This is a genomic window from Sulfurovum aggregans (assembly GCF_055385215.1).
On sequence record NZ_AP042387.1, the window covers coordinates 502,637 to 525,058 of the forward strand.

Annotated in this window: 28 protein-coding genes and 1 pseudogene; 11 read left to right on the top strand and 18 right to left on the bottom strand. The window is 41.5% G+C overall.

From position 1 onward, the window contains the following. The first annotated feature begins 3 nt into the window (after positions 1-3). The 8 genes from ACZ48W_RS02395 to ACZ48W_RS02430 are packed head-to-tail and all read left to right on the top strand — an operon-like array spanning position 4 to position 6,795. Positions 4-792: a phosphotransferase gene (locus tag ACZ48W_RS02395; protein WP_464829512.1), complete on the top strand. Its 789-nt coding sequence runs from the start codon at positions 4-6 to the stop codon at positions 790-792. Beyond that, complete coding sequence (gene cobT, locus ACZ48W_RS02400) at positions 789-1,850, top strand: nicotinate mononucleotide-dependent phosphoribosyltransferase CobT (protein ID WP_464829514.1); 1,062 nt, start codon at positions 789-791, stop codon at positions 1,848-1,850. Before ACZ48W_RS02395 ends, cobT begins: the two co-directional genes overlap by 4 nt. Beyond that, entirely contained in the window at positions 1,847-2,338 is a 492-nt protein-coding gene (locus ACZ48W_RS02405; protein WP_464829516.1) for a bifunctional adenosylcobinamide kinase/adenosylcobinamide-phosphate guanylyltransferase, read from the top strand. Before cobT ends, ACZ48W_RS02405 begins: the two co-directional genes overlap by 4 nt. Beyond that, positions 2,335-3,342: an aminotransferase class I/II-fold pyridoxal phosphate-dependent enzyme gene (locus tag ACZ48W_RS02410; RefSeq protein ID WP_464829518.1), complete on the top strand. Its 1,008-nt coding sequence runs from the start codon at positions 2,335-2,337 to the stop codon at positions 3,340-3,342. The genes ACZ48W_RS02405 and ACZ48W_RS02410 overlap by 4 nt, the downstream gene beginning before the upstream one ends. Continuing rightward, positions 3,335-4,675, top strand: coding sequence for a cobyric acid synthase (locus tag ACZ48W_RS02415; RefSeq protein WP_464829521.1), 1,341 nt, complete (start codon positions 3,335-3,337; stop codon positions 4,673-4,675). The genes ACZ48W_RS02410 and ACZ48W_RS02415 overlap by 8 nt, the downstream gene beginning before the upstream one ends. Then, entirely contained in the window at positions 4,665-5,552 is an 888-nt protein-coding gene (gene cbiB, locus ACZ48W_RS02420; RefSeq protein WP_464829524.1) for an adenosylcobinamide-phosphate synthase CbiB, read from the top strand. The genes ACZ48W_RS02415 and cbiB overlap by 11 nt, the downstream gene beginning before the upstream one ends. Next, positions 5,549-6,295, top strand: a complete 747-nt coding sequence (locus tag ACZ48W_RS02425) for an adenosylcobinamide-GDP ribazoletransferase (protein ID WP_464829528.1) — start codon at positions 5,549-5,551, stop codon at positions 6,293-6,295. Before cbiB ends, ACZ48W_RS02425 begins: the two co-directional genes overlap by 4 nt. Continuing rightward, a complete protein-coding gene (locus tag ACZ48W_RS02430) occupies positions 6,286-6,795 on the top strand; it encodes a histidine phosphatase family protein (protein ID WP_464829530.1) in 510 nt (169 codons plus the stop codon). Before ACZ48W_RS02425 ends, ACZ48W_RS02430 begins: the two co-directional genes overlap by 10 nt. A gap of 266 nt (positions 6,796-7,061) precedes the next feature. Here the strand turns inward: ACZ48W_RS02430 and ACZ48W_RS02435 are convergent, their stop codons facing one another. The 10 genes from ACZ48W_RS02435 to ACZ48W_RS02480 all read right to left on the bottom strand — a co-directional run bounded on the left by ACZ48W_RS02435 (position 7,062) and on the right by ACZ48W_RS02480 (position 14,913). Beyond that, a complete protein-coding gene (locus ACZ48W_RS02435) occupies positions 7,062-7,562 on the bottom strand; it encodes a L,D-transpeptidase family protein (protein ID WP_464829532.1) in 501 nt (166 codons plus the stop codon). A 191-nt stretch (positions 7,563-7,753) separates the two neighbouring features. Continuing rightward, the gene (locus ACZ48W_RS02440) at positions 7,754-8,764 is read right to left on the bottom strand and encodes a glycosyltransferase family 4 protein (protein WP_464829535.1); all 1,011 of its coding nucleotides are present in this window, start codon (positions 8,762-8,764) and stop codon (positions 7,754-7,756) included. A 25-nt stretch (positions 8,765-8,789) separates the two neighbouring features. Then, positions 8,790-9,548, bottom strand: a complete 759-nt coding sequence (locus tag ACZ48W_RS02445) for a polysaccharide biosynthesis/export family protein (protein ID WP_464829537.1) — start codon at positions 9,546-9,548, stop codon at positions 8,790-8,792. A 216-nt stretch (positions 9,549-9,764) separates the two neighbouring features. Then, on the bottom strand, positions 9,765-10,496 hold the full coding sequence (locus ACZ48W_RS02450) for a tyrosine-protein phosphatase (protein ID WP_464829539.1): 732 nt from the start codon (positions 10,494-10,496) through the stop codon (positions 9,765-9,767). After that, the gene (locus tag ACZ48W_RS02455; protein ID WP_464829541.1) at positions 10,493-12,790 is read right to left on the bottom strand and encodes a GumC family protein; all 2,298 of its coding nucleotides are present in this window, start codon (positions 12,788-12,790) and stop codon (positions 10,493-10,495) included. The genes ACZ48W_RS02450 and ACZ48W_RS02455 overlap by 4 nt, the downstream gene beginning before the upstream one ends. A 118-nt stretch (positions 12,791-12,908) precedes the next feature. Beyond that, on the bottom strand, positions 12,909-13,532 hold the full coding sequence (locus ACZ48W_RS02460) for an outer membrane protein (protein WP_464829543.1): 624 nt from the start codon (positions 13,530-13,532) through the stop codon (positions 12,909-12,911). Between the two features lie 84 nt (positions 13,533-13,616). Continuing rightward, positions 13,617-13,892, bottom strand: a complete 276-nt coding sequence (locus tag ACZ48W_RS02465; RefSeq protein WP_464829545.1) for a type II toxin-antitoxin system RelE/ParE family toxin — start codon at positions 13,890-13,892, stop codon at positions 13,617-13,619. After that, positions 13,882-14,136 (bottom strand): prevent-host-death protein, encoded by a 255-nt coding sequence (locus tag ACZ48W_RS02470; protein ID WP_464829547.1) that lies wholly within the window; start codon positions 14,134-14,136, stop codon positions 13,882-13,884. The genes ACZ48W_RS02465 and ACZ48W_RS02470 overlap by 11 nt, the downstream gene beginning before the upstream one ends. 191 nt (positions 14,137-14,327) lie before the next feature. Continuing rightward, positions 14,328-14,657 carry a hypothetical protein gene (locus ACZ48W_RS02475; protein WP_464829549.1) on the bottom strand — a complete coding sequence of 110 codons (330 nt, stop codon included), beginning with the start codon at positions 14,655-14,657 and terminating at the stop codon, positions 14,328-14,330. Beyond that, positions 14,638-14,913 carry a hypothetical protein gene (locus ACZ48W_RS02480; protein WP_464829551.1) on the bottom strand — a complete coding sequence of 92 codons (276 nt, stop codon included), beginning with the start codon at positions 14,911-14,913 and terminating at the stop codon, positions 14,638-14,640. The genes ACZ48W_RS02475 and ACZ48W_RS02480 overlap by 20 nt, the downstream gene beginning before the upstream one ends. 334 nt (positions 14,914-15,247) lie before the next feature. On the opposite strand from ACZ48W_RS02480, the pseudogene ACZ48W_RS02485 reads away from it, so the two are divergent. Continuing rightward, a pseudogene (locus tag ACZ48W_RS02485) lies at positions 15,248-15,406 on the top strand (nucleotidyltransferase family protein); the annotation flags it as partial. Positions 15,407-15,477: 71 nt separating this feature from the next. Further along, positions 15,478-15,738, top strand: coding sequence for a nucleotidyltransferase family protein (locus ACZ48W_RS02490; protein ID WP_464829553.1), 261 nt, complete (start codon positions 15,478-15,480; stop codon positions 15,736-15,738). A gap of 38 nt (positions 15,739-15,776) precedes the next feature. On the opposite strand, the gene ACZ48W_RS02495 is transcribed toward ACZ48W_RS02490, so the two are convergent. From ACZ48W_RS02495 to ACZ48W_RS02515, 5 genes are all read right to left on the bottom strand, one after another. Beyond that, positions 15,777-16,034 (bottom strand): WecB/TagA/CpsF family glycosyltransferase, encoded by a 258-nt coding sequence (locus ACZ48W_RS02495; protein WP_464829555.1) that lies wholly within the window; start codon positions 16,032-16,034, stop codon positions 15,777-15,779. 61 nt (positions 16,035-16,095) lie between these two features. After that, positions 16,096-16,230, bottom strand: a complete 135-nt coding sequence (locus ACZ48W_RS02500; RefSeq protein WP_464829558.1) for a hypothetical protein — start codon at positions 16,228-16,230, stop codon at positions 16,096-16,098. 6 nt (positions 16,231-16,236) lie between these two features. Continuing rightward, complete coding sequence (locus ACZ48W_RS02505; protein ID WP_464829561.1) at positions 16,237-16,560, bottom strand: type II toxin-antitoxin system RelE family toxin; 324 nt, start codon at positions 16,558-16,560, stop codon at positions 16,237-16,239. After that, complete coding sequence (locus ACZ48W_RS02510) at positions 16,550-16,855, bottom strand: hypothetical protein (RefSeq protein ID WP_464829564.1); 306 nt, start codon at positions 16,853-16,855, stop codon at positions 16,550-16,552. The genes ACZ48W_RS02505 and ACZ48W_RS02510 overlap by 11 nt, the downstream gene beginning before the upstream one ends. Before the next feature lie 173 nt (positions 16,856-17,028). Then, on the bottom strand, positions 17,029-17,796 hold the full coding sequence (locus ACZ48W_RS02515; RefSeq protein ID WP_464829566.1) for a transposase: 768 nt from the start codon (positions 17,794-17,796) through the stop codon (positions 17,029-17,031). A gap of 114 nt (positions 17,797-17,910) precedes the next feature. Between ACZ48W_RS02515 and ACZ48W_RS02520 the strand changes: the two genes are divergently transcribed. Beyond that, a complete protein-coding gene (locus tag ACZ48W_RS02520; RefSeq protein WP_464829568.1) occupies positions 17,911-18,975 on the top strand; it encodes a nucleotidyltransferase domain-containing protein in 1,065 nt (354 codons plus the stop codon). Here ACZ48W_RS02520 and ACZ48W_RS02525 read toward each other — a convergent pair. From ACZ48W_RS02525 to ACZ48W_RS02535, 3 genes are read right to left on the bottom strand one after another with little or no spacing between them, the layout of a single operon-like run. Next, a complete protein-coding gene (locus ACZ48W_RS02525) occupies positions 18,931-20,103 on the bottom strand; it encodes a glycosyltransferase family 4 protein (RefSeq protein ID WP_464829570.1) in 1,173 nt (390 codons plus the stop codon). The genes ACZ48W_RS02520 and ACZ48W_RS02525 overlap by 45 nt on opposite strands. Further along, positions 20,096-21,253, bottom strand: coding sequence for a glycosyltransferase (locus tag ACZ48W_RS02530; RefSeq protein ID WP_464829573.1), 1,158 nt, complete (start codon positions 21,251-21,253; stop codon positions 20,096-20,098). Before ACZ48W_RS02530 ends, ACZ48W_RS02525 begins: the two co-directional genes overlap by 8 nt. Continuing rightward, the gene (locus ACZ48W_RS02535; RefSeq protein ID WP_464829575.1) at positions 21,250-22,410 is read right to left on the bottom strand and encodes a hypothetical protein; all 1,161 of its coding nucleotides are present in this window, start codon (positions 22,408-22,410) and stop codon (positions 21,250-21,252) included. Before ACZ48W_RS02535 ends, ACZ48W_RS02530 begins: the two co-directional genes overlap by 4 nt. Between the last annotated feature and the right edge of the window lie 12 nt (positions 22,411-22,422).

A 22,422-nucleotide genomic window follows, 5' to 3' on the forward strand; every position in this document is an offset into this window, starting at 1 on the left:
ACTGTGGGAATTAAAACGACGATAAAGAACAGTGAACTACCCGAACCATATCAGCACTATACACTGATACCCACGACTGACGGTGTCATGGCATCCGTCTATCTGCTTGGCAGCGATCATGTCTTGAAACTCTTTGAAAAAGAGACTCCCGCAAGGGTGGTGGAGAATGAGACAGCACTCCTGGAAAAACTTCGGCATTTATCTGTACCGAAGGTGATAGAGCATTTTCAGATCAATCATCATGAAGTGCTGATCTATACTCAGATAGAGGGAAAAAGTGTCAAAAATCCAACTATCCGGCAGATCGAAGAGATCGGTCATTTTTTAAAAGAGTTTCATTGCATAAGCCAAAGGATCAGCTCCTCCAATGAGAGGTTGTTTGAAAGAGAGAGACTCCGACAACTCATCGAGCGTACAGAAAACATCACCCTGAAAAAGTATTTCAGTACCATAAAATGCGAACCTGAAGATCATGGAGTGATACATGGCGACCTCTTTGTTGACAATGCAAAATTTATGGGGAACAGACTCTCAGGTATCTATGATTTCAGCGATGCCTGTAATGGAGATTTCTATTTTGAACTTGCTGTTACAGCACTCTCCTGGTGCTATGACGAAGAGACGCCAAACTATGAAAAGATCAACACCCTGCTCAAAAGCTATCACGCCGATATATCACTCTGTGATTTTAATGAATATATCAGATATGCCTTACTATACTACGCTACAACACGGTATATCAACAAACTCGACTACCGGCAACTACTAAACAAATTGGAGAAACTTTCATGATAAAAACGATAATCGGGAAACCGGATTTTGTAGAATCCCTACGGGGGAGAAAAGCTACATTCATGCTGGCACTAAGTAACACGGGAACAGCAAACATAGAAGGGATCACCCAGGCAGGTATCCCGGGTATGATACACCTCACCCCTACACTTGACTCCGAGTTTGTATGCACAGGTGAAGTCCGAAGCCTGGACAACATCGCTGAGACCCCCAAAGGGGTACCAACCCCTGCCCTCATTACCAGAGGGGTTCACCTGTTAAGTCCGTATTATGCTATAGAGCTACTCGACCTTGGTCTGGAAGTCGTACCAAAAGTAAGCTACTTTAAGCAGCACACGTTCAACATAACACCCAGTAGTTCCATTGACAGGGGAGCAGGTATTGATGCAGAGGCTCTTTTTCAGAAAGGGGTAGCTTTTGGGCAGAGTTATGAGTGCCACAGTGATTATCTCATCTTAGGGGAGTCTGTACCAAGCGGAACCACCACGGCAACAGCCACAGCCTTGGCTTTGGGCTATGATGCAAAAGAGTTGTTCAGCAGCAGTTTCAAAAATGTACCCCATAGCATAAGAGAGAAAACCATAGAGTCAGCACTTGAAAATATTAGTGACAAAAATGATCTGTTCGATGTTTTGGGCTCGGTATCAGACAATATGCTCATCTTCAATGCAGGGTTTATCCTGGGATTGAACAATCGTCTGAAAGTTGTTTTAGCCGGGGGGACACAGATGGCATGCGTACTGCTTATTATCAATCGTATTGCAGAGTATATGGGTGGGAACATTGAAACTTCAAACCTGGCTCTATGTACAACAAAATGGGTAGCCCAGGATGAGTATAGTGATATCAAGGCACTTTTAGAGATGTTGAATTTCCCTATTAACACCTACTATGTAGATTTTGACTTCTCTCTGAGCCGACACCCTGCTCTAAAACTCTACGATGAAGGTGAAGCCAAAGAGGGGGTTGGAGCCGGTGGAGCTTTGATGTATGGCGTTTTAAACGGTCTAAGCAAAGAAGATATTACCAGACAAGTGGAATATTTTTTACAGTCATGAAAATACTCTACTACGGTGGGCAGAAATCAGGCAAAAGTCGACTGGCAGAAGCAAAGATATTGGCACTTGCAAAAACTAAACCTTATTATATTGCCACCTATGACAACAGTTATCATGACACGGAGATGAAAGTGCGTATAGAGAAGCATCAGAGTCAAAGGGAGGAGCAGTTCATCAGCATAGAAGAGCCCTTTCATTTAACCAAAGTGATCCAACCGGATGAAAGCTATCTGGTTGATTGTATCTCTATGTGGATCCTCAATACTTTAGAAGAGCCGGAAGAGACCGTTTTTACGCAAATAGAAGCCATTTGTGCTATAGATGCAAATATCATTTTTGTACTTAACGATGTGAGTTCAGGAGTCATTCCTATAGATAAAGAGAGTCGCAGATATATTGACAGGTCCGGTATTGCGGGTCAGAAGCTGGCTGCGTTATGTGATGAAGTCTATGAAGTGAAACTAGGTTTGGAGACTCGTCTTAAATGAAAGCCTATCAGCACGGCGGAGATGTAACAGCGTTTGCCAAAGAGCTTGGTTGCAGCACAGGTGAAGTGATAGATCTCTCCTCCAATATCAACCCTATAAAACCTGACATTGGTGTGGACTTCAACCGTCTTGATATATCTGCATACCCAAACTACGACGAACTCTACTCCTGCATAGCCGATCTCTACAATGTGAAGCCTAAGCAGATAGAGCTTTTCAATGGCGGGAGTTCTGCCATATTTACACTCTTTTGCAAGTTTGGCTTAAAACACTGTACCATCTACAGTCCTGCTTATCTGGAGTATAAAAAGGCTTCGGTGCTTTTTGGTTATGATACTGACCTGATCGATAGATTTGAAAACATACACCGGGATGTCAAAGAGAGATCATTGATCATTTTTGTCAACCCCTCTACCCCGGACGGAGCATTTTACAGCATTGACACACTGATGCAAAAATGGATAGAGAAAGATTGTACGGTTCTCATAGATGAATCTTTTTTGGATTTTACTGATTTTGAGTCGGCTGCCAAGTATATGGAGAGCTACGATAAACTCTATATACTGAAATCTATGACCAAGTTTTACAGTGCTGCCGGCATAAGGGTGGGAACGGTTATTTCTAACACTCAAAACATTGAAAAACTGAAAAAGAGTGAACCGCTATGGAAGATCTCACAGTTTGACAGTCACTACCTGCAAGAGGTTTTAAAAGATACATATTTTGCTCAAACCTCCAAAGTGATAAACCAGCAAAACAGAACCTACCTTATGCAGATACTTCAAAACTCAAAATATATACAAACAATATACCCTTCAAATGCAAATTATGTTTTGGTAAAACTAAATCACTTGACAGCTCAAAAATTTCAAGCCATTTTAAAGCCATATAAGATCATGATACGAGACTGCTCGAACTTTGACGGGCTGGATGAACAACATGTACGCATCGCGGTAAAAAGCAGAAGTGTTCTGGACACATTAAAAGAGGCTCTTTATGCATAATATCTCCATCTTTGGAACAAGCTCTGATGCAGGCAAATCCACCCTTACTTTTGTCATAGCGAAGATACTGCAGGACTTAGGCTACACTGTTGCACCTTTCAAAGCCCAAAATGTATCAAACAATGCACAAGTAGCTGATGATGGTTCAGAAATAGCTGTAGCCCAGCACTTTCAGGCAGAGGTGCTTGGTGTATCCACCTCTTACCACAACAACCCCGTTTTGTTAAAATCCGGACGTAAGAGTTCTGCTTCACTCATAATCAACGGTAAAGCGGCAGCCGATAAAGATGTACGGGAGTATTACCGTGACCTGGACAGCCTGAAACCTGCGGTCAAGTCTGCCTTTGCATACCTGGACAGCAGATATGACTGTGTTGTAGCAGAGGGAGCCGGAAGTCCTGTCGAGTTGAACCTTATGGACAAAGACCTCTCCAACATTTACATTGCAACAGAGTTCAACACCAAGATCATCCTCGTAGCAGACATAGAAAAGGGTGGTGTTTTTGCCTCTGTTTATGGCGTGTACCACCTCCTGCCAAAACCGTTACGGGACAATGTCATCGGTGTCATCATCAACAAATTCAGGGGAGACTTGAGCCTCTTTGACAAAGGGATAGAGATCCTGGAAAAAAAGTTTGGCATACCTGTACTTGCCGTCCTGCCCTACAAGCCTTTCAACCTTGGTTTTGAAGACTCACAAAGTCTCATGAACTACCAACAGAACAAACACGACACCAAAAAACACATCGCCGTCATAGCCTACCCTACCATGAGCAACTACAACGACTTGGAGCCTCTTATAGCAGATGAGAACATCTCTCTTGAATTCATTAGGTCCAATGCTGATCTGGACAAATATGACCAGATCATACTTCCCGGCTCCAAGCTGGTCATGCAGGATCTGGCATGGCTTAAAGCGCGTGGTTTATTTGCGCAACTGCAAAAGACCAAAACCCATATCTTGGGGATCTGCGGCGGCTATGAAATGATGTTTAAAGAGCTCAGGGACAATAAGGCTGTAGAGAGTCCGGAGCCTCAAACCATAGAGGGTTTAGGCTTTATAGATGATGTCATCCTTTTTCAAAAAGAAAAAGTTCTCAGACGCGGGGAGTATGAGATATTCGGACAAAAGGTAAACGGTTTTGAGATACACCACGGTATCTCTGAGAAATACCCTCTCTTTTATGAGAAAGATACTATAAAAGGTACATTTGTCCATGGACTCTTTGATGATGAGAAATTTAAAAGATATAAGCAAAAAACCATAGATGATTTTGTAGAAAGTATGAAAAAGAGACTGGATATAGAGAGGATACTCAAGCATGTACTTTGAGATAGCGCTTATCGCTTATGCGACAGACAGGGTATTTGGTGAGTTTCAGTTTATCAAACATCCTGTCATTCTCATGGGTGATTATATTAAGTGGTTTGAGGGGAGATATTATCGTAATACAGTTTTGAGAGGGGCATTGCTTACATTCTCTCTTGTCTCTATCGTATTCATAATTTCGTATAGTGTTCAATATTTATTGTCGGGGTGGGGGCACCCCGACCTACAGGTTATTATTTTGGGAATCATTGCGTCAACGACCATCGCCTCAAAAATGCTCTATGATAGCGTAAAAGAGATCATTATCCACCCCCGGAACATCAAATACCTGGTAAGCAGGGATACGAATGAGCTAAGCCAGAGCGACATCAACAAGGCTGCCATAGAGACCTATGCAGAAAATCTTAGCGATGGAGTGATAGCCCCTCTCTTTTACCTGGTACTTTTGGGACCCGGTGGTGCTTTTGTCTACAAAGCCATCAATACCCTGGACTCCATGGTAGGCTACAGAAACAAAAAGTATGAGAAGTTTGGAAAATTCTCTGCAAAGTTGGATGACGCAGCAAACTACATCCCCTCACGTATCACTGCCCTGCTCATAGCCATACTAAAGGGAAGCAAAAAGGCTCTATTCCATTTTTACAGTTATGGGAAAAAACATGAAAGTCCCAATGCAGGACATCCCATCTCTGCTATGGCACTGGCACTTGGCATTAAACTGGGCGGAGACACTTCCTACTTTGGAAAAGTGAAGTCCAAACCCGATTTTGGGGAAGGCAACGGGAAGATAGGAACAGAAGATATTGAAAATGCTTTATCCTTACAGCTTAGATTGGATATATTTATCTTTATAGTGTTAGGACTGGGAGTCGTACTGTGAAATCACTCTATTTGGGTTTAAAATTTGCATTTTCCTACTTTAGTATCATCCCCGTAAAGTTCAATGAACATGATGACTTAAGTTCCAAAGATGTACTGGGATCAATGCTTCTCTTCCTCCCCCTTGTGGGATTTGTTCTGGGTACACTCACTGTTGGACTCTTTCACCTGTTGGAACCTCTCTCCTGGTATGGCGCACTGTTCTCTGCAGTGGTCTATATGATGCTCTATGGTTTTTTGCATACCGAGGCTGTCATGGATGTGGCAGATGCCATCTATGCCTCACACTCCGGCAAAGATGCTTATGATATCATCAAAGAGCCTACTGTAGGTGCCATGGGTATATTGTGGACTGTAGGATCTGTACTTTTAAAGATCTCCGGCATTACTTTTTTACTGATGCATCATCTTTTTGCCCCATTCATTGCTATACTCATAGTCAGTCGTTTAGGACTTTTGATACTTTTTTATACACAAACATTCAGATCGACATTTGCAACACAACTCAAGGCATCACTTAGCAGAAACTATCTCTTGAGTGCATTAATACTTTTTAGCATAATCGGGCTTTTGCTTACAGGGGTATATTTTTTCACCATTCTACTTGCAGGACTGCTCTCTACCTATCTCATCGCTACATTCATTAAATCCAAAATAGGTTTCATGAATGGTGATGTCCTGGGTACAACTCTGGAGAACGTTGAGATTCTCCTCATGATGATGGTGGCTTTGCTGTGGCTATAACACTGCTCAGGCATGCTGCTTTGCCCAAAGAACACCAAGGGTGTTACCTTGGCTGGAGTGATGTCGGCATAGATGAGGACCTCTTTGATGAAAAGAAGGCAGCCCGACTGAGAACAAACTCTTTTGCTCTTGTATTTTCTTCAGATCTGAAGCGATGCAGACAGACACTTGAAAAATTGGGAAAAGCTTTTACTATAGACAGTCGCCTGCGTGAAGTCAGGTTCAAGGCCCATATAGAAGGAAAACGATTTAACGATATTGAAAAACTGGAAAGCTACGATACCAAACACCTGGAGTCTCAAAGTAGTTGGCATCGCTATATCTGCCAAGAGTCGGAAGAGGCATTTCGTTTACGATTGGAGGAGTTTCTCGCTTCACTTCCGACAGACAAAGAGATACTCATCTGCTCACATGCAGGAAGTATCAGGATGATGATGGAAATACTGCAGCAACCTAAAGTGACATTGGAGTATTTGGAGTACAGAACCTATACGTTATAAGTCACCTTATGAGTATCAGGAGCAGGTCCATGATCTGCATTTTTTGCTTATCGCTGTTGATCGTTCTTTAAATCTCCGGGCGGACATGGGAGTCCGCCCCTACAAAATGTTTTGCATGATTTGTTTTATCGTAGGGGAGCACCCCCGTGTGCTCCCGTGGTTTCACGATGAAATCCGGAATGCATATTGTTGTTTCGGGATTTGAATTGTTTTTTGTATCTCCGGGTGGACACAGGGGTCCGCCCCTACAAACGGGATTTCACCGTCTAATCATAGTCGTGATAGTCTATCATCCCGTAGTCATCGGCATAATACGCATCCCGGTACCTGCCTCTGTCGGCCAGGTATTCCCGTATATCACCTTCAACATACACCGGGGTACCCACACTTGCCCAGCGGTACATCTTTTGTGCAAATCCGTTCTTCAGCCTTATGCAGCCGTGTGAAGCAGGCCTGTCCGGGACATATCCCAGATGCATGGCAATACCACTGTTGGTCAACCGCATCATATAGTTCATCTTTGCACCGCCGTTGGGTTTGGGCCAGAGGTTGGACTTGTGGTAACGTTTCTTCTGAATAATACTGAATTCACCGGTGGGTGTTTCTCTGCCATATTTACCCGACGAGATACGCCCTTCAAAAACGATATACCCGTCCTCTATTGCATAGGCCCTCTGTTCCGAAAGGTCCACCACAACCTCTTTGTAGGCAAAAAGTGCGGAAGATGTCATCCCTATCATAAAGATCATCATTAATATTTTTGGCATTGCATTCTCTTTTTTACAGGATTATAATCTTTTATTGTGAAACATTTGTGAATCTCCTGTAGGGGTGGACTCCTGTGTCCACCCGGGGAACCGGACATAAATTCAAATCCCCTGATAACGATCCGGATCCCAAATATCAATATGAAACCACGGGAGCACACGGGGGTGCTCCCCTACAATAACAATGCCGGTCAGCACTTCCTTTTCTGTCTTTTGATCATCGCCCCGAGAAAGAGATAGAACAGTACCACATTGAGTAAAAAGAGGATCAGCAGTACCCCTTCATCCATGGTTTTGTCCAGCTGCAGACCGGTCAGAGAGTAGACCATCTGAAATACTCCCAGGAAAAATACGGTTCGTGGTGTATCTTCCGCAAAAAAGTGTCTGAGAACATGGTGTATATGGCATCTGTCCGGTGAGAACATGGAGCGCCCATTCAGCTTTCGGCGTGTCATGACGACCAGTGTATCGACTATGGGGATCGCTGCGATAAAGAGAATACTGACCGTAGGAAGATAGGCCAGAGACTTTATCGCCAGCATGGAGATCACAAATCCCAGTGTCAGGGAGCCGCTGTCTCCCATAAAGATCGAAGCAGGATTCCAGTTAAAAATAAGAAAGGCCAGAAGTGCCGAAATGAATGCCATCGATATCATCATCATGAAAAGGTCATCATTAAGATAGCCCACCGTAAAGAAAATACTCAGAATCACGATACTGATCGTCCCGGCCAGTCCGTCCAGTCCGTCTATCAGGTTGAGGGCATTCGTAAACCCTGTGACAGCAAAGACCGTAAAAGGGAGTGCAAACCATCCCAGAGAGAGTTCCGCACCGAAAAAGGTCCCCAGGTCACAAATGATGATATCATCAAATGAGAGCAGTATGGTACTGAAAATGATCACAAAGAACTTGGCATTGGGAGAGGCATCATGGTGGTCATCCAGTACACCGATGATAAAGACCAGAAGGATGGCGATACAGGTCCAGGCATAAGAGAGTATCAGGTCAAAATGAAAAAAAGGAACGGTAAACGCAATGGCAAGGTAGAACCCTATTCCAGCTCCCCGTGCCGTATGGTTTACATGTGTACTGCGCCCGTTGGGAATATCGACCAGCCCCCATTTTGATGCATTGTTCCGGATCATATTGATCAGGATCAATGCGAGCAGAAAGATCGTGCTGTATTCTATCAGTAACTGCATGTCATTCCCCCTATGCTGCTTCAGATCAGTCTGACAGATACTTGAGCGTTACAAACGGAGAGGCTACTTTTGAAATGGATTCAAAAATGGAGGTCACATCATCCGATGCTACTTTGAACTCTTTCCAGCTATTCGGCTGTACATAGACAATGTCGTTCGGTCTCAACATCAAACTAGCATAATGCATCGTATCGAAATTGGTCAGATCCACTTTTCGCATCTGCATACCGTTCTTCGCACTGTGCGATATGATAATGACATTGTTCCTGACCGCAGAATCCGTCAGGTCCCCGGCAAATGCCAGTGCTTCAAAGAGTGTCATCTTCTCTTTGTCCAGTTTCACGACACCCGGCTTGTTCACTTCACCCAGTACAAAGATCCTCTTATTGAGCACTTCAAGATAGACGGAAGGTGTATTGAGATACTTTTTATACTCTCTGGTGATCCTGTCTGCTGCCTGTGTCTGTGTCAGTCCTGCGACCTTGACCCTGTTGACCAGCGGAAGGGTAATATATCCCGATGCATTGACAAGGATACCGTTACGGTTCATTTTCTGTCCGAGCTCCTGAAGCGATGCCACGGCATTCTGTTCCGGATTTTTATAGAGAATGACTTCCAGTCTGTCCTGAGGCAGAATACGGTACTCAATACTTCTGTCCGTGACTCTGTAACTCTGCTGATCTTCGCTCTGATGTGTCTGCAGAAGCTGATACTCCGACTTTCCGGCACATCCGCTTAAGAGCAGCACTACTCCTGCCAATACTATTGATTTTATTTGAAACATTTCCCATTTCTCCCTGTCCAAATGCTGTAGATATTTATTATATCTCATCTTTATTAAAATATCCGGAATGTATGCTGTTACTGCGGGATTTAAATCGCCATTCCGTTCCCGGGCGGACACGGGGGTCCGCCCCTACGGGATCGGTTTGCATGATTTGTTTTATCGTAGGGGAGCACCCCCGTGTGCTCCCGTGGTTTCAAATTTGATATTTGAAATTCACCTGTCATTCAAAATTTTATTGTGTCTGAATATTTTGCTGTATGCCTCTGAAGCAAAGATCTCATGGAGTGTATCCAGATGCCTCTTGTGGTGCACATCCGAACCTAGAAAATCGATCATCCCCTCTTTGCTCAAAAGATCGGCATGTACCTTTGCCACTTTCCCGTAATAGCCTCCGAATGAGTTCAGGTTCATCTGGAACAGGACGCCCAGATCTTTAAAGCGTTTAAACTCTCTGATCGGGTCTCGAATATAGCGATAACGTTCCGGATGTGCCATAAGCGGAGTATAGCCTGCCGCTGAGATCTCGAAGATCATCTCTTCAAGCTGTATGGGTTTGGAGATATAGGAGGTCTCGAACAGAAGATACCTGCCCTTTGCTGACAGGATCTCCCCTTTATGGAGATGGTCATAGAAACCGTCATCCAGATAATACTCTGCCGCAGCCTCTATCTCTATGGCAAGCCCCTCTTCTTTTGAAGCTTTACGCAAAGCCTGCAAGCCATCCCTGATGATCTCCGGCGTATTGCGGTATGCATCTGCCATGATGTGCGGTGTAGTGATCACCCTCTCATAGCCCAAGGCCTCCATCCCTTTGAGGAGCATCAGGCTCTCCTCCATACTTTTGGAACCGTCATCGATCCCCGGTATCAGATGAGAATGCAGATCGACCTTCAGCAGAGGTCCTCTTTCCGCTTTTTTTCTCTTGTTAAAAAGAGAAAAGATCATTTTTCCTCTTCCTCGTAATAGCCGTAGCCGTAGCCGTAGCCGTAACCGTTCCTGCCGGTTTTGACATCATTCAGCAAAATACCGAAACCGCTGATCTCCTCTTTTGAGAGTTTTTCTATATTCCGCAGGAAATCTTTTTTGGAGTAGTCTGTTCTCAGTACATAGATGCTGGTATCTGCAAAATGCATCAGTGTTCTTGCATCTGTCACCAGGCCGATAGGAGGCGTATCAAGAATGATGACGTCATACATTTCTCTTAATGCTTCGAGTACTTTCTCCATCTGTTCGTTCTGTATCAGTTCACTCGGGTTCGGCGGTACCGGCCCCGATGCGATAATATCCAGATGTTCATACTCCGTATGCTGTATCACATCCCCCAGTGCCGTACGTCCAGACAGCAGTGTACTCATCCCTTTGCTATTCTGAAGCCCGAATTTCTGATGCAGTGTCGGTTTCCGCATATCCAGGTTGAGAATGATGGTCTTCTTTTCTGCCATACTCATGATCCCGCCCAGGTTGATACAGATCGTGGTCTTCCCCTCACCGCCGACGGTCGAAGTGATCGCGATCACATGGGCCTGTCTGTCTTTTGCCATGAACTGCAGGTTGGTCCTGAGGTTTCTGAAAGATTCTGCAATGGCAGATTTCGGAGACAGGAAGACTTTGATCTTCTCACTCTCCTCTTTGATATTCGGGATCAGCCCGAGCAGAGGAACACCGGTTCCGTGTAGCACGTCATCTTCAGTCTTGATGCGGTCATCCAGGAAAGCTCTTAAAAAGGCGAGTGCGATCCCCAGGATCAGCCCCAGTATCAGCCCCACAAGTACGATCAGTTTCCGCTTCGGCTTGATGGGTTCATCCGGCATAAGTGCCGTATCCAGTATCCTGTTCTTGCTGACCGTAGAGGCTTTGATGATAGCAGTCTCCGAGCGTTTCTCCAGCAGGTAGGAGTAGATCTTCTCGTTCACTGCAAATTTACGCTGAAGCTGTCCAAACATTCTCTCGTCTGCAGGAAGTTTGTTCAACAGTTTCTGCTGCTGTGCAATGGACTTTTCTATCAGTGTCTGTTTCTCTTTAATACTTTTTTTCAGATTTTTGATCGTAGCGATGATGACTTTCTTGAGCTGCACGATCGTCTTTCTGAGTTTAGCGACTTCGGGGTACATTTCCGTATAGTCTTCACGGAGGATCTTCTTTTTGATAATGGCGTTCTGAAGTTCCTTGATCATATCGGGGAGTGCCGACTTCTGTTTGTCTATGCCGACCATAGCGATACTCTCAAGGTTCTTGCCTGACTTCACCTGCTTGTACAGGGTGTCGAGCATCTCTTTCTCTATCGATATCTCTGCCAGTTTCGTTTCATATTCACTCATCTGCCGGATGATGCTCTCTGCTTTGGAGCTCAGGCTTACGGTATTGGAGGTTTTTTTGAACTCTTCGAGTTTGATGGCGGAGCTTTTGAGGTTTTCGGTGATGTATTTCAGCTGTTTGTCTATGAAGGTGAGTTTGCGTGTTGCTTCTTTGGTCTTTTTCTCTATGCTCTGCTGTATATAGGCAGCAGCAAGTGCATTGGTGAATCCCCTTGCGCGCAGGGCTACATTGTCCTCATAGGAGATCCTGAGTATGGAAGAGCGTTTCGATGTCTGGGCCACACTGAGCCCTTCCTGTGCAAAAGCAGCCACTTTTTCGGGTGCAATGACGGTAAAACGGTACTGTGCATCCTCTGCTGCTTTACTTTTAATAACATTCAGGTGAAAATGTGCTGTCACGATCTCTTTGCCGTAAGGAAGGGTTTTGTCGTAACTCCAGACGCTTCCGTTCTCATCTTCAGCTTCGTACACAACAAGACGGTACTGTTCTTCATCGACCGGGTACAGGTCAAAGCTGACATCATACCCTTTGAGCATACCCACATGAAAAGGGCTCTCTTTGTAGAGTTCCACCTCTTTGTATCTTCTGGTCGTATAGTAGCGGTGGGCAAGGTCCACATCTTTGAGTGCGAGTTCAACGACAAATCTGGACTTAATGATCTCCATTTCCGTATCGACGTTCTCGCTGCCCTGGTCCATTGCCATGGCAAGGATGTCCTGTGTTCCGTAACCGGGTGTTTCCGAACCTACTTCAACGGTCGCGGAAGCTTTGTAGACATTGGGTTTGAAGTAGGCATACACACCGCTGGCAAGCGTAAACAGAATGACCAGAGAGAGGATCATATACCGGTAACGGTAAAGGGTACCAAAGACCTCTTTGAGGTCTATTTCATCTTCCTCTGTCTGTATGCTGTGTGTGTTCATTTTCTTCCTTGGGGATCTCTTTCAAAATTAAGGGTTATTATATCTAAAAAGTTTTATTTAAGGTTTGAAAAGAAGAGTCCTTTTGGAACTCCTCCCTTTCCTTCCCGGAGAGGGAAGTTTAAAAGTCGTAGGTCAGTCCGACAGTAACGGCATCTATGTCCGCCTTGGATGCACCGTTGTAGACACCGTCCATATCGTTTCCAAGAGAAGTGTAGTCAGTAAAGAGAGAGACATGTTCCATGACCAGGTAACTCATACCAATCCCCCACTGGAACCCGGTCTCGTCCACATCGATATTGGCACCGTCCACACCGTCCAGTGTCACACCTCCAAATCCGAGCAGTGCGTAGACACCAAAGTCTTCTGTTACGGGGTACTGAGGTTTCACAAAGAGGCTCCACCCACTCATTTCAACATTGTCTTCATGACTTATACTGGTCGTATATCTCCCCTCTGCAGCAAGGTATGCATTGAAGTTGTATCCTGCAAGCAGAGTGATGTTCCCCAGTCTGTCCTGTCCTGCTTTTCCACTGGTAAGGTCCATAGAAACATTCGCCTCCCGTGTACTCACGGCACTCAGCCCCAGCCCTGCATAGAAACCACTCTCCACCGGCTCAGCTTCGATCGCCACAGGCAGGACCACTGCCGGCTCCACCTCTTTTGCTGTTGTCATATCGCCGCCGGCAAACACCAAACTGCCCATTACCGCTACAGATCCTATCGCAAGTACTGCCTTTTTCATCACATCCCCTTGTTTTTTGTAATTTGCATTATTGTAACATCTTAATCTTAAATAATATTAGAAAAACCCCCCATACCTTCATACTTAGTACACATCATCATGACTGCCGATATCTATAGGGATGATCTCATTATTAACAACTAAAAAATCTATCACTATTCTATATTCCATATTGATCGATACAGAATAATACTCATGAAGATTACCTTTTAGTTTATGCAGTCTTAAAGAAGGATGAAAGGGGTCTATTTCCAGTATTGTTATTGCTTTAGCATATCTTTTCAACATATCAGGATGTTTTTTCAAAAACTTCTTCACACGTCTTTTATACGTATCGGTAATAATGATCTTATAGTTCATTTTCAAGCTCAGCTACGTGTTCCGCTGCACTCTGTGTTTTGTAATTACCTTTTTTTATATCATTCATTGTTTGCATGTAAGCCAAGTCCAACTCATTGGCTCTGAACTCTTTATATCGTTCTATATCAAGAACAACATATTTATCTTTACCTCGAACATTAATAATAAGTTCATCAAATTTATCGAGGAGACTGTCAAATAATGATACCCCTCTCTTTTTTATTTCATTGGCCGAAATAGTCATAACCGTATCCTTAAAAGTACTTTTAACAGTATTATAACATAATATTAGACCCCCACTATCACCATCACTATCCACTATCACTCTACCCCCACTATCACCATCACTATCCACTATCACTCTACCCCCCCATACTTAGTAAGATTACTTTTGACACATTCAACCTTGGTTCTCAATTCACTTTTGTATAGAAGTCATAGATCATATGCCTTAAGTATTTCATTTATTCTTTCATCACTAATGTTCTCCAATTCTGTTTTGGAGTACATAGCCATCAGGTAAAGATTATTCTCTTCATCCAGATAGTAATAAACTACCCGGAATCCACCACTTTTTCCTGTAGGTACAGAACTGTTTTTTAAACGTATTTTATAACAGGCATTTCCAAGGTTTATACCACATTTAGGATTTTCCAGCAGCTCACTTTCCAGGCTTCGAAGATCACGCGCTATGGCCTTATATTTTTTATACAGTTTTTTAACATCTTTCGTAAAACTTTCTAAACTAATGATCTTCAAGTTCATCTATTAAGCCATTCAAACTTTGCATCTCTTTATGCTTTTTCGAGCTGCGTATCTCTTGCAGTTCTTTTGCAGCATTTGCAAAATCATCATAAAAGAGTTTTGATTTCTGTTCGGCAATATATGACTTTATTGCTTCCATGATGATATCTGTTCTATTGACACTGTATTTTTCTGTAAATGCATCTATATCCTCTATGAGGTACTTGGGAAGTCTCAAACCAACTTGCTGTTTTTCCAACTGTTCAACACTAAGCATATTGTAGCTCCTTACCATTTGTTTTACAATATTATATATTATTTATATACATATGTCAACTACCCATTCTTTTCACTAATCACTAAACCCTATCACTATCCACTATCACTAACCCCTATCACTAACCCCTATCACTATCACTCTACCCCCTCACTATCACTCCCCCCCTATCACTAACCCCTATCACTATCACTCCCCACTATCACTAAACCCTATCACTCCCCACTATCACTAAACCCTATCACTCCCCCCTATCACTAACCCCCATCACTATCACTCCCTGGTAGCAGACCTAAAAGCTCACTACATGAGTATTTCTCAACGCAATATGCTAATGAGTGCAGAGTTAATTCGTATCATCGAACTTTTAGAGAAAAATTCTGTTGAAGCTTTGGCCTTCAAAGGCCCTGTACTGGCACAGATGGCGTATGGAGATATTACTTTACGGCAGTTTGGTGATCTGGATATTTTGGTGGATGAAAAAAAGATCGTAAAAGCTGGTTCCGTATTGGATGCACATGGCTATAAAGCATCCTTTCCCATGAAAATACTGAAAAACAAAACATGCTTCACTGGAAGTTGTTTAGAGAAAAGATCGGACAGCATCTGGACTTTTCCCAAATTTCTGAAAATAGACAAACCGTCGATATTAACGGAAAACCGATCCCTACACTGTCAATTGAAATGCTTTTGGCTTATTTGTGCCTGCATGGTTCAAAGCATGCCTGGAAACGCATAGAGTGGATCTGCGATATTGACCGGCTTACTCATATAAATTTTAGTTTTAGTGTAAAAGTTTCGATGGAAGTGCAAAATAAATTCTAGAATAGAACCAAGATTAATACGATTTTTACTGCCCATTCTTACTTTTTCACATCCATTTTGTAAAGCATCATCTCTGTTAAAAAGAGCGGTGTTGAAACAAAGTTTCTTTTCCATAACCGTTTTGGCTCTTTTAAAAGCCTAGGAAGCCACTCCAGGTGCATATCTATCCAGAACTGTGATGGCCTGACAACGGTACCGGCATAAAAGTCAAACACGGCACCGAGGGAAGAGGCTATCTTGAAGTTCAAATGCTCTTTGTGTGCATGCAGCCATTTCTCCTGTTTTAGTGCCGTCATACCTAGTGAAGAGCACATACGGGGCAAAATCATTTACTTTTGCAATGCTTCTTCAAAAAGCTTATCGTCTTTGGCTGTAATATAGGAGTGAGGGAGTGATGGTGTTGATGACCTGCTGCTTCTCCCAGTCTACCCTGATCGTTGAAATATCATCGACAAACACATCATAGTTCATGATCTTTAACATTTTATACATTTAATTTTATAATCCTATATCACTATCTACCAAACGACGATATGCTTCATCATAAACTATCCCACCAGCCCTTGGTCCGATCACAATTAATTCTACAATATGTATTTGATTATTAATCACCCGTATGACTATGCGTATCGTTGCATTTGCAACATATATTTTTCGGCATTCAGCAAGTAGATTATCTCCCAGATTTTCAAGAGGAAGACTCACAAGCAGGGGATTGACCTTCAATTTTTCTATGTAGGCATCTACTTCTTCAAATTCCTCATCTGTTAGTGCTTCCAGGTCATCAACCACTTCCGGATAGTACTGGATCTTAAACAGCATGCTTTATCTTTGACTTTCTCTGTTTTGCATAGTCATCATAGTCAAGCAGTTCTCGCTTACCGTCTCCTATGCGTTCATGTACCATCTGCTGAATACTAAGGTCTTCAGCCAAATTTGCCAGCATTTTAATACGTTCATATTCTGCTATACTGATGACAATTGCTTCAGGTTTATTGTTTTTTACAATGGCAAGCTTTTCAACACTGCCCTTAATGATCTTCGAAACAAAACCGCCAAAACCTTTTGCAAATTCTGTTGAAGGGACAAGTTCTTCTGTTGTATAGGCTATCTTCATAGAGATCCTTTTTTATATTCTTTATTATACGTATAATATCACGTATAATGTTAAGTGTATATTAATCTATTTCAGTCTCTCAGCAGTATCAGTCATCTTTACTCCAGTAAATCTTGTTTACAATTCAAAATTTAGTTTTTCCCTGCACTATGCTGTTGGCTCTTGTAAACAACTTATATCCCAAACCTCTTAATGATCCCATGCACAGCCTGCTGTGATAGTCCCAATACTTTTGCCATCATATGCTGAGAATAGCCCTTATCATAACATTGTACGATGAGCCTGTTTCTCTCTTTTTTATCTTTTATTTTTTCAAAAATTTCTCTTAATTCTTCTTCCCTGGGCTTTTTATCTACATTGGGAGCCTCTAGCAAACTTGATGCTTTTTTCATTTCGGAGAGTTGTGCTACATTGACACTGCTGTTCAAAAGATCTTTGATCGCCTCTCTATCTCCTTGAAAGTTCTGTACAACCCATGACCTTTGCAGGCATTCCGGAATTGTATCTGACAGAAAGTAGGCATAGGAACTGTAAGGGTATATTTCCAAATCTTTTACGATGTTGGCTTTTAGCGGATTTTGTTCTATGTAGAGTATCAGTGTATAGAGGTAAGCTTCATCAGTCACATACCAAGACTTAAATCGTCCTTGCCACAAATGCCCTATTCTTTTGTATTTTTTATTGAAGTAGATCGCGTAGTTCATATTGACTTGTCTCATAAATTTAGAAAGGTTCTCTTGTGTGATCTCTAGCAATAAATGATAATGGTTACGCATCAAACAATAATTATGAACGATCACACCGTAACTTTTTGCATAAAAGCACATCAGTTCTTCAAAATACTCATAATCAGCAGGCTCAGTAAAAACAACTCTTTGTTCTACACCTCTATTGATGATGTGGTAGTATCCATTGATCTCTATACGAGGTTTTCTGGGCATGTCTTAGCTCTCCTGCTTTTAGAGAGTATAGCATAGAAAAAGTTACATGTTGTTATTGTCACCTGACCCTTTTTCCCCTCAACACCATCACTATCACTAAATTCTATCACTTCCATGGCACTCCGCCATGGAATATTGCCACTCGTCTATAAAACCATCAAAAAGCTATCATCAAGCTCTTCCCTGAACGCTCAACGCTTAACGCTGAACGCTGAAATACTCACAGAGCTAAAAGCTCACTACATGAGTATTTCTCAACGCAATATGCTAATGAGTGCAGAGCTCATTCGTATCATGAAACTGCTTGAGGAACATGACATTGAAGCTTTGGCCTTCAAAGGCCCTGCACTTTCACAGATGGCGTATGGCGACATTACATTACGGCAGTATAGCGATCTGGATATTTTGGTGGATGAGAAAGATGCTTACGAGGCGGGGAGGATTATGTCCAAAAATGGATTTTCACCAGTCAATTCTATGAAAATACTAACTAATTCTATTTGTCTTAAAATAGATAAAGATTTTAGTTTTATTAGCAATTCAACCAAAACACTAGTAGAAATGCATTGGAGACTTGTACCCAAAGAATTAAATACCTATTTTAATTTTTATCAACTTTTACAAGACAAGAAATCCATTACTATCAATCAAAAAGAGATATATACACTATCCAATGAGCATTTACTGATATATCTTTGTATCCATGGTTCCAAACATGCATGGGAGCGTATAGAGTGGGTTTGTGATATAGATAGACTAATTTGTAGTTGTAACCTCAACTGGAATATCATCATCCTGTACACTAACTCAAAAAGTGATCAACGTGCTTTGTTACTTGGAGTAATGATAAGCCATCAATTCTTTAAGACTCCTTTACCTGATACTATTATGGATATGTTGGATAAAAAGCCTGATTTAAAAAATTTATACACAGATATTTTACATTTTTTCAACTATAATTCTCTGAATAATAATGAATTACAAAGAATTTATCTGATCCAATCATTTGTAGCTAATATATTTCATGAAAGAAAAAACAAAATTTTAACTTTTATCATACAAAGTTTTAAAATTTCAAGAAGAGACTGCCAAACTTTTGTACTACCATATCATTTAAGATTTTTATATATTGTTTTAAGACCTTTCCGTCTTATATACACTAGGCTTTTTGGAAAATAAATTTTTAATAGTATTAATATACTTATCTACCACTAGCTTCTCATCAAACTCGGAGATAACCTTCTCACGTCCTTTACTACCCATCTCCACTCTCTCTTCATCTGAAAGCAAGATCATCTTCTTCATCTGTTCTGCTAGAGAGTTGGCATCTTTGACTTCGCACAGGTAGCCATTCACCCCATCATCCACCACTTCCTTGCATCCGGGTACATTCGTAGTAATGATGGGCTTTGCCATACTGGAAGCTTCAAGGAGTACCCTAGACAGTCCTTCACGGTAGGAAGGCAGGACAATGCAGTCATACTCGGCTATGACAGACTTCACGTCGTCACTGACACCGATGTACTTCACAATGCCTTCTTCTTCCCATCTCTTCATTTCAGCTTCGGTAATGGCTGTAGGATTTCCCGGATAGTATGCACCTAAGATAAAAAATTGAGGGCTTTTATCTTGAGTGGATGGTGAATGGTTCATAGTCGATAATATTTTTCGTGCGGCATCAACATATTCTACCAATCCTTTATCTTTGACCAGTCGGGCAATAAAAAGAAATCTCACCCTGTCACTATCACTGCCCACTGCCTGCGGCTTGAATTGTTCAATATCAATGCCAGACCCGGGGAGTAGATCTGTTTTTTCAGCATTGACCAGTCCCGATTTCACGAACAGTTCTCTATCATGGGCATTCTGGTAAAAGATCTTTTTGGGAACTTTCAATGCTACCTTGTAGAGCATCCGTGCTATTTTAGAAGAAAGACTGTCATTTAAAAAGACAGTGCCAAGTCCAGAGATATTGCTGATGACGGGGATCCCGAGCATCCCTGCCGCCATGGAACCGTAAATGTTTGGTTTGATGGTGTACTGCAAGATCACATCGGGTTTCATCTTTTTATAGAGTCCATAAAACTCCAGTACAAGTTTGGCATCTTCTATGGGGTTCGTCCCTTTGTTGTTGATGTTGACGTCATAGTATTCAAACCCCTGTTCTTCAAGTTTTTCAGAGTAGTCATCTTTTGGTGCGATGGCAACTATATTGTAGCCTTCATCCTGCAAGGCTTTAAGCAATCCCAAACGGAAATTGAAGATATTCCAGGATGTGTTGATGACAATGGCTATTGTTTTATGCATACTCCAAAACCTTCTTATACTGTTTCACTATCTTTTCAACAGAAAAGTCTTCTGCTCTTTTTTTTGCTTTAGTAATATATTTCTCTTTTAGTACGACATCATTCAAAAGTAAGTCAATTGCTGTATATAAACTGTCCAAACTTCCAACTGGAAATAATATACCATACTCTGCCAACTCAACATCATCTTTAAGCTGAATGTTAACATCTGTACCTGGAGCTAAGATCTCTCTGGGGCCGCTTGTACAGTCGGATGATACGATAGGTGTTTGACAGATCATGGACTCTACGAGTACATTTGGAAAGCCTTCGCTTTCTGAGGCGGAGACGAAGATGTCTGCACGGGTGAGGTACTTGTAGGGGTTGATTACCCGCCCTAAGAAGTGTACCCTTTTGGCGATGCCCAGGGTTTTGGTAAGTGCGGTAAGTTTTTCTCTCTCTTCTCCTTCTCCAAGAAGTAGAAGTTCTATGTGTTCAGGTAGTTTGCTCAGGGCTTGCAGTGTATCTTGGTTGCGTTTTAAGGCGATGAGTCGTCCGACACTGACAAGGTAGGTTTTGTCTGCCTCAAAATTAAAGTCTGTCACCTCTTCTTTTACCATTGTTTGGATCTTCTCTATGTCATAAGGATTGTTGATAACTTTTTGAGCATTGTCAAAATGAAAAAGTGCTTGCATGTCCGCTTGCATCCCCTTTGCCTTGGAGATGAGTAGGTCTGCTCTGCCGTAGAGATGTTTAATGAGAAAGAGGTTGACTTTGCCAAGTAACCCCTGTTCAAAGTAACGGCTCACTCTCCCGGCATTAACCACCTGTGCCTGATGTCCAGCACCAAAGAGTTTGGCAAGGATGTTAATGTAGTTAGAACGGTAGATATGGCTTTGCACCAAGTCAATGTTATTACGTCTGATGTGCTGCTTCAATCTCCACGCCAACAAAGGAATAGCCAAAAGCTTCTGAATACCACTCTCATCACCATTACCCTGAGACAGATAAGTCACTTTAACCTCTTTAGGGATGTCATAAAAGTGTTTTTTTTCAAGACAGATCAACTCTACATCGTATGATTGCCTGACCAGTTCGGTTATCAACACAGACATTACTTTTTCAGCTCCACCAGATGAGAGGGAGTTAATTATAAAAAATAGTTTAATCATAATGCTTTCTTTAAATATTTTTTAAACTTTTGACTATAAAAAAGAGCAAAAAAACCTATGGATTGAAACATCGCCAGATATGGGGCTATCTGAAGTCTGTGTCTAGGACCTTGTAGTTCTGAATAGCTTCCATAAAATAATAACATTATCAATAGATACGACAAGATAAATAACATCACTTTTTTATTTACCTTGTATGTAATATATGCACCATAAACAAGTAGTGGAAAAGTAAGCCAATGTAGAAATGAGGCAAAATATAGAAAAGCATATTTATCATCCATAAAAAAAGGAATAGGAGTCATAAGAAATCGAAATACACCTACTACTGGATTTGTAAAATCGTTCATAAAATGTGAAATTTCTGCTGCGAAGTATTGTGAAATAAGAGGAGAAACGATAGCAGTAAGAAGTGAAAAAACTAAAATATAAACAATTTTCTTAGCCTTTTTTGCTTGTATAAGTTTGAGAAAAATTTCAGATAGCAACCATGACAATAAAATAAGAAAAGGCAAATAAAATCTTAATACACTTAGTAATAGAATGACTGAAGCCATCATAATTATGGAACGGATATTTTTCCTATAGCTATCGAAAATCACGATGTTATATATTAAAACAATAGACAATAGTTGAACAAGAATATCTTTTAAATTAGCAATGGTACTCCATGCTAGAATATCCCAATGCAATAAATAAAATATGGCTATTATTGAGGATAATTTTCGCGTGAACCCAATAAATGTCGATAGTTTAAAAACAAAATATGATGTAATGAATGTTAGAACAATGTTGAGCGCGACTGGTGAATAATAATAATTTCCAAAAAGTTTAAAAGCAAGCACATTATATAATTGATATAAAAAATGACCACTTCCAAAAATATTTTCTAAGATTAATGGATGCAAGATTAAAGAAAAAAAATCATAATTTCCCTCGATATAGCTAGTTGCTTTATTTAAATATGTCCAGTCATCTAGAAAAGTATATGTTCCATCAAAAAGATAATAAAAATAAATAAAAAACATTGTACTTTTTATTGAAGATAGAAAAATAGAAACAAGTATATTTTTGATATATATAGATAGTATTAGCATACCTACTGTAAAAATAAAAAATGTTGGTATAAATAAAAAACTATTATCATAAAATTGCATTTTTTTCTTTCT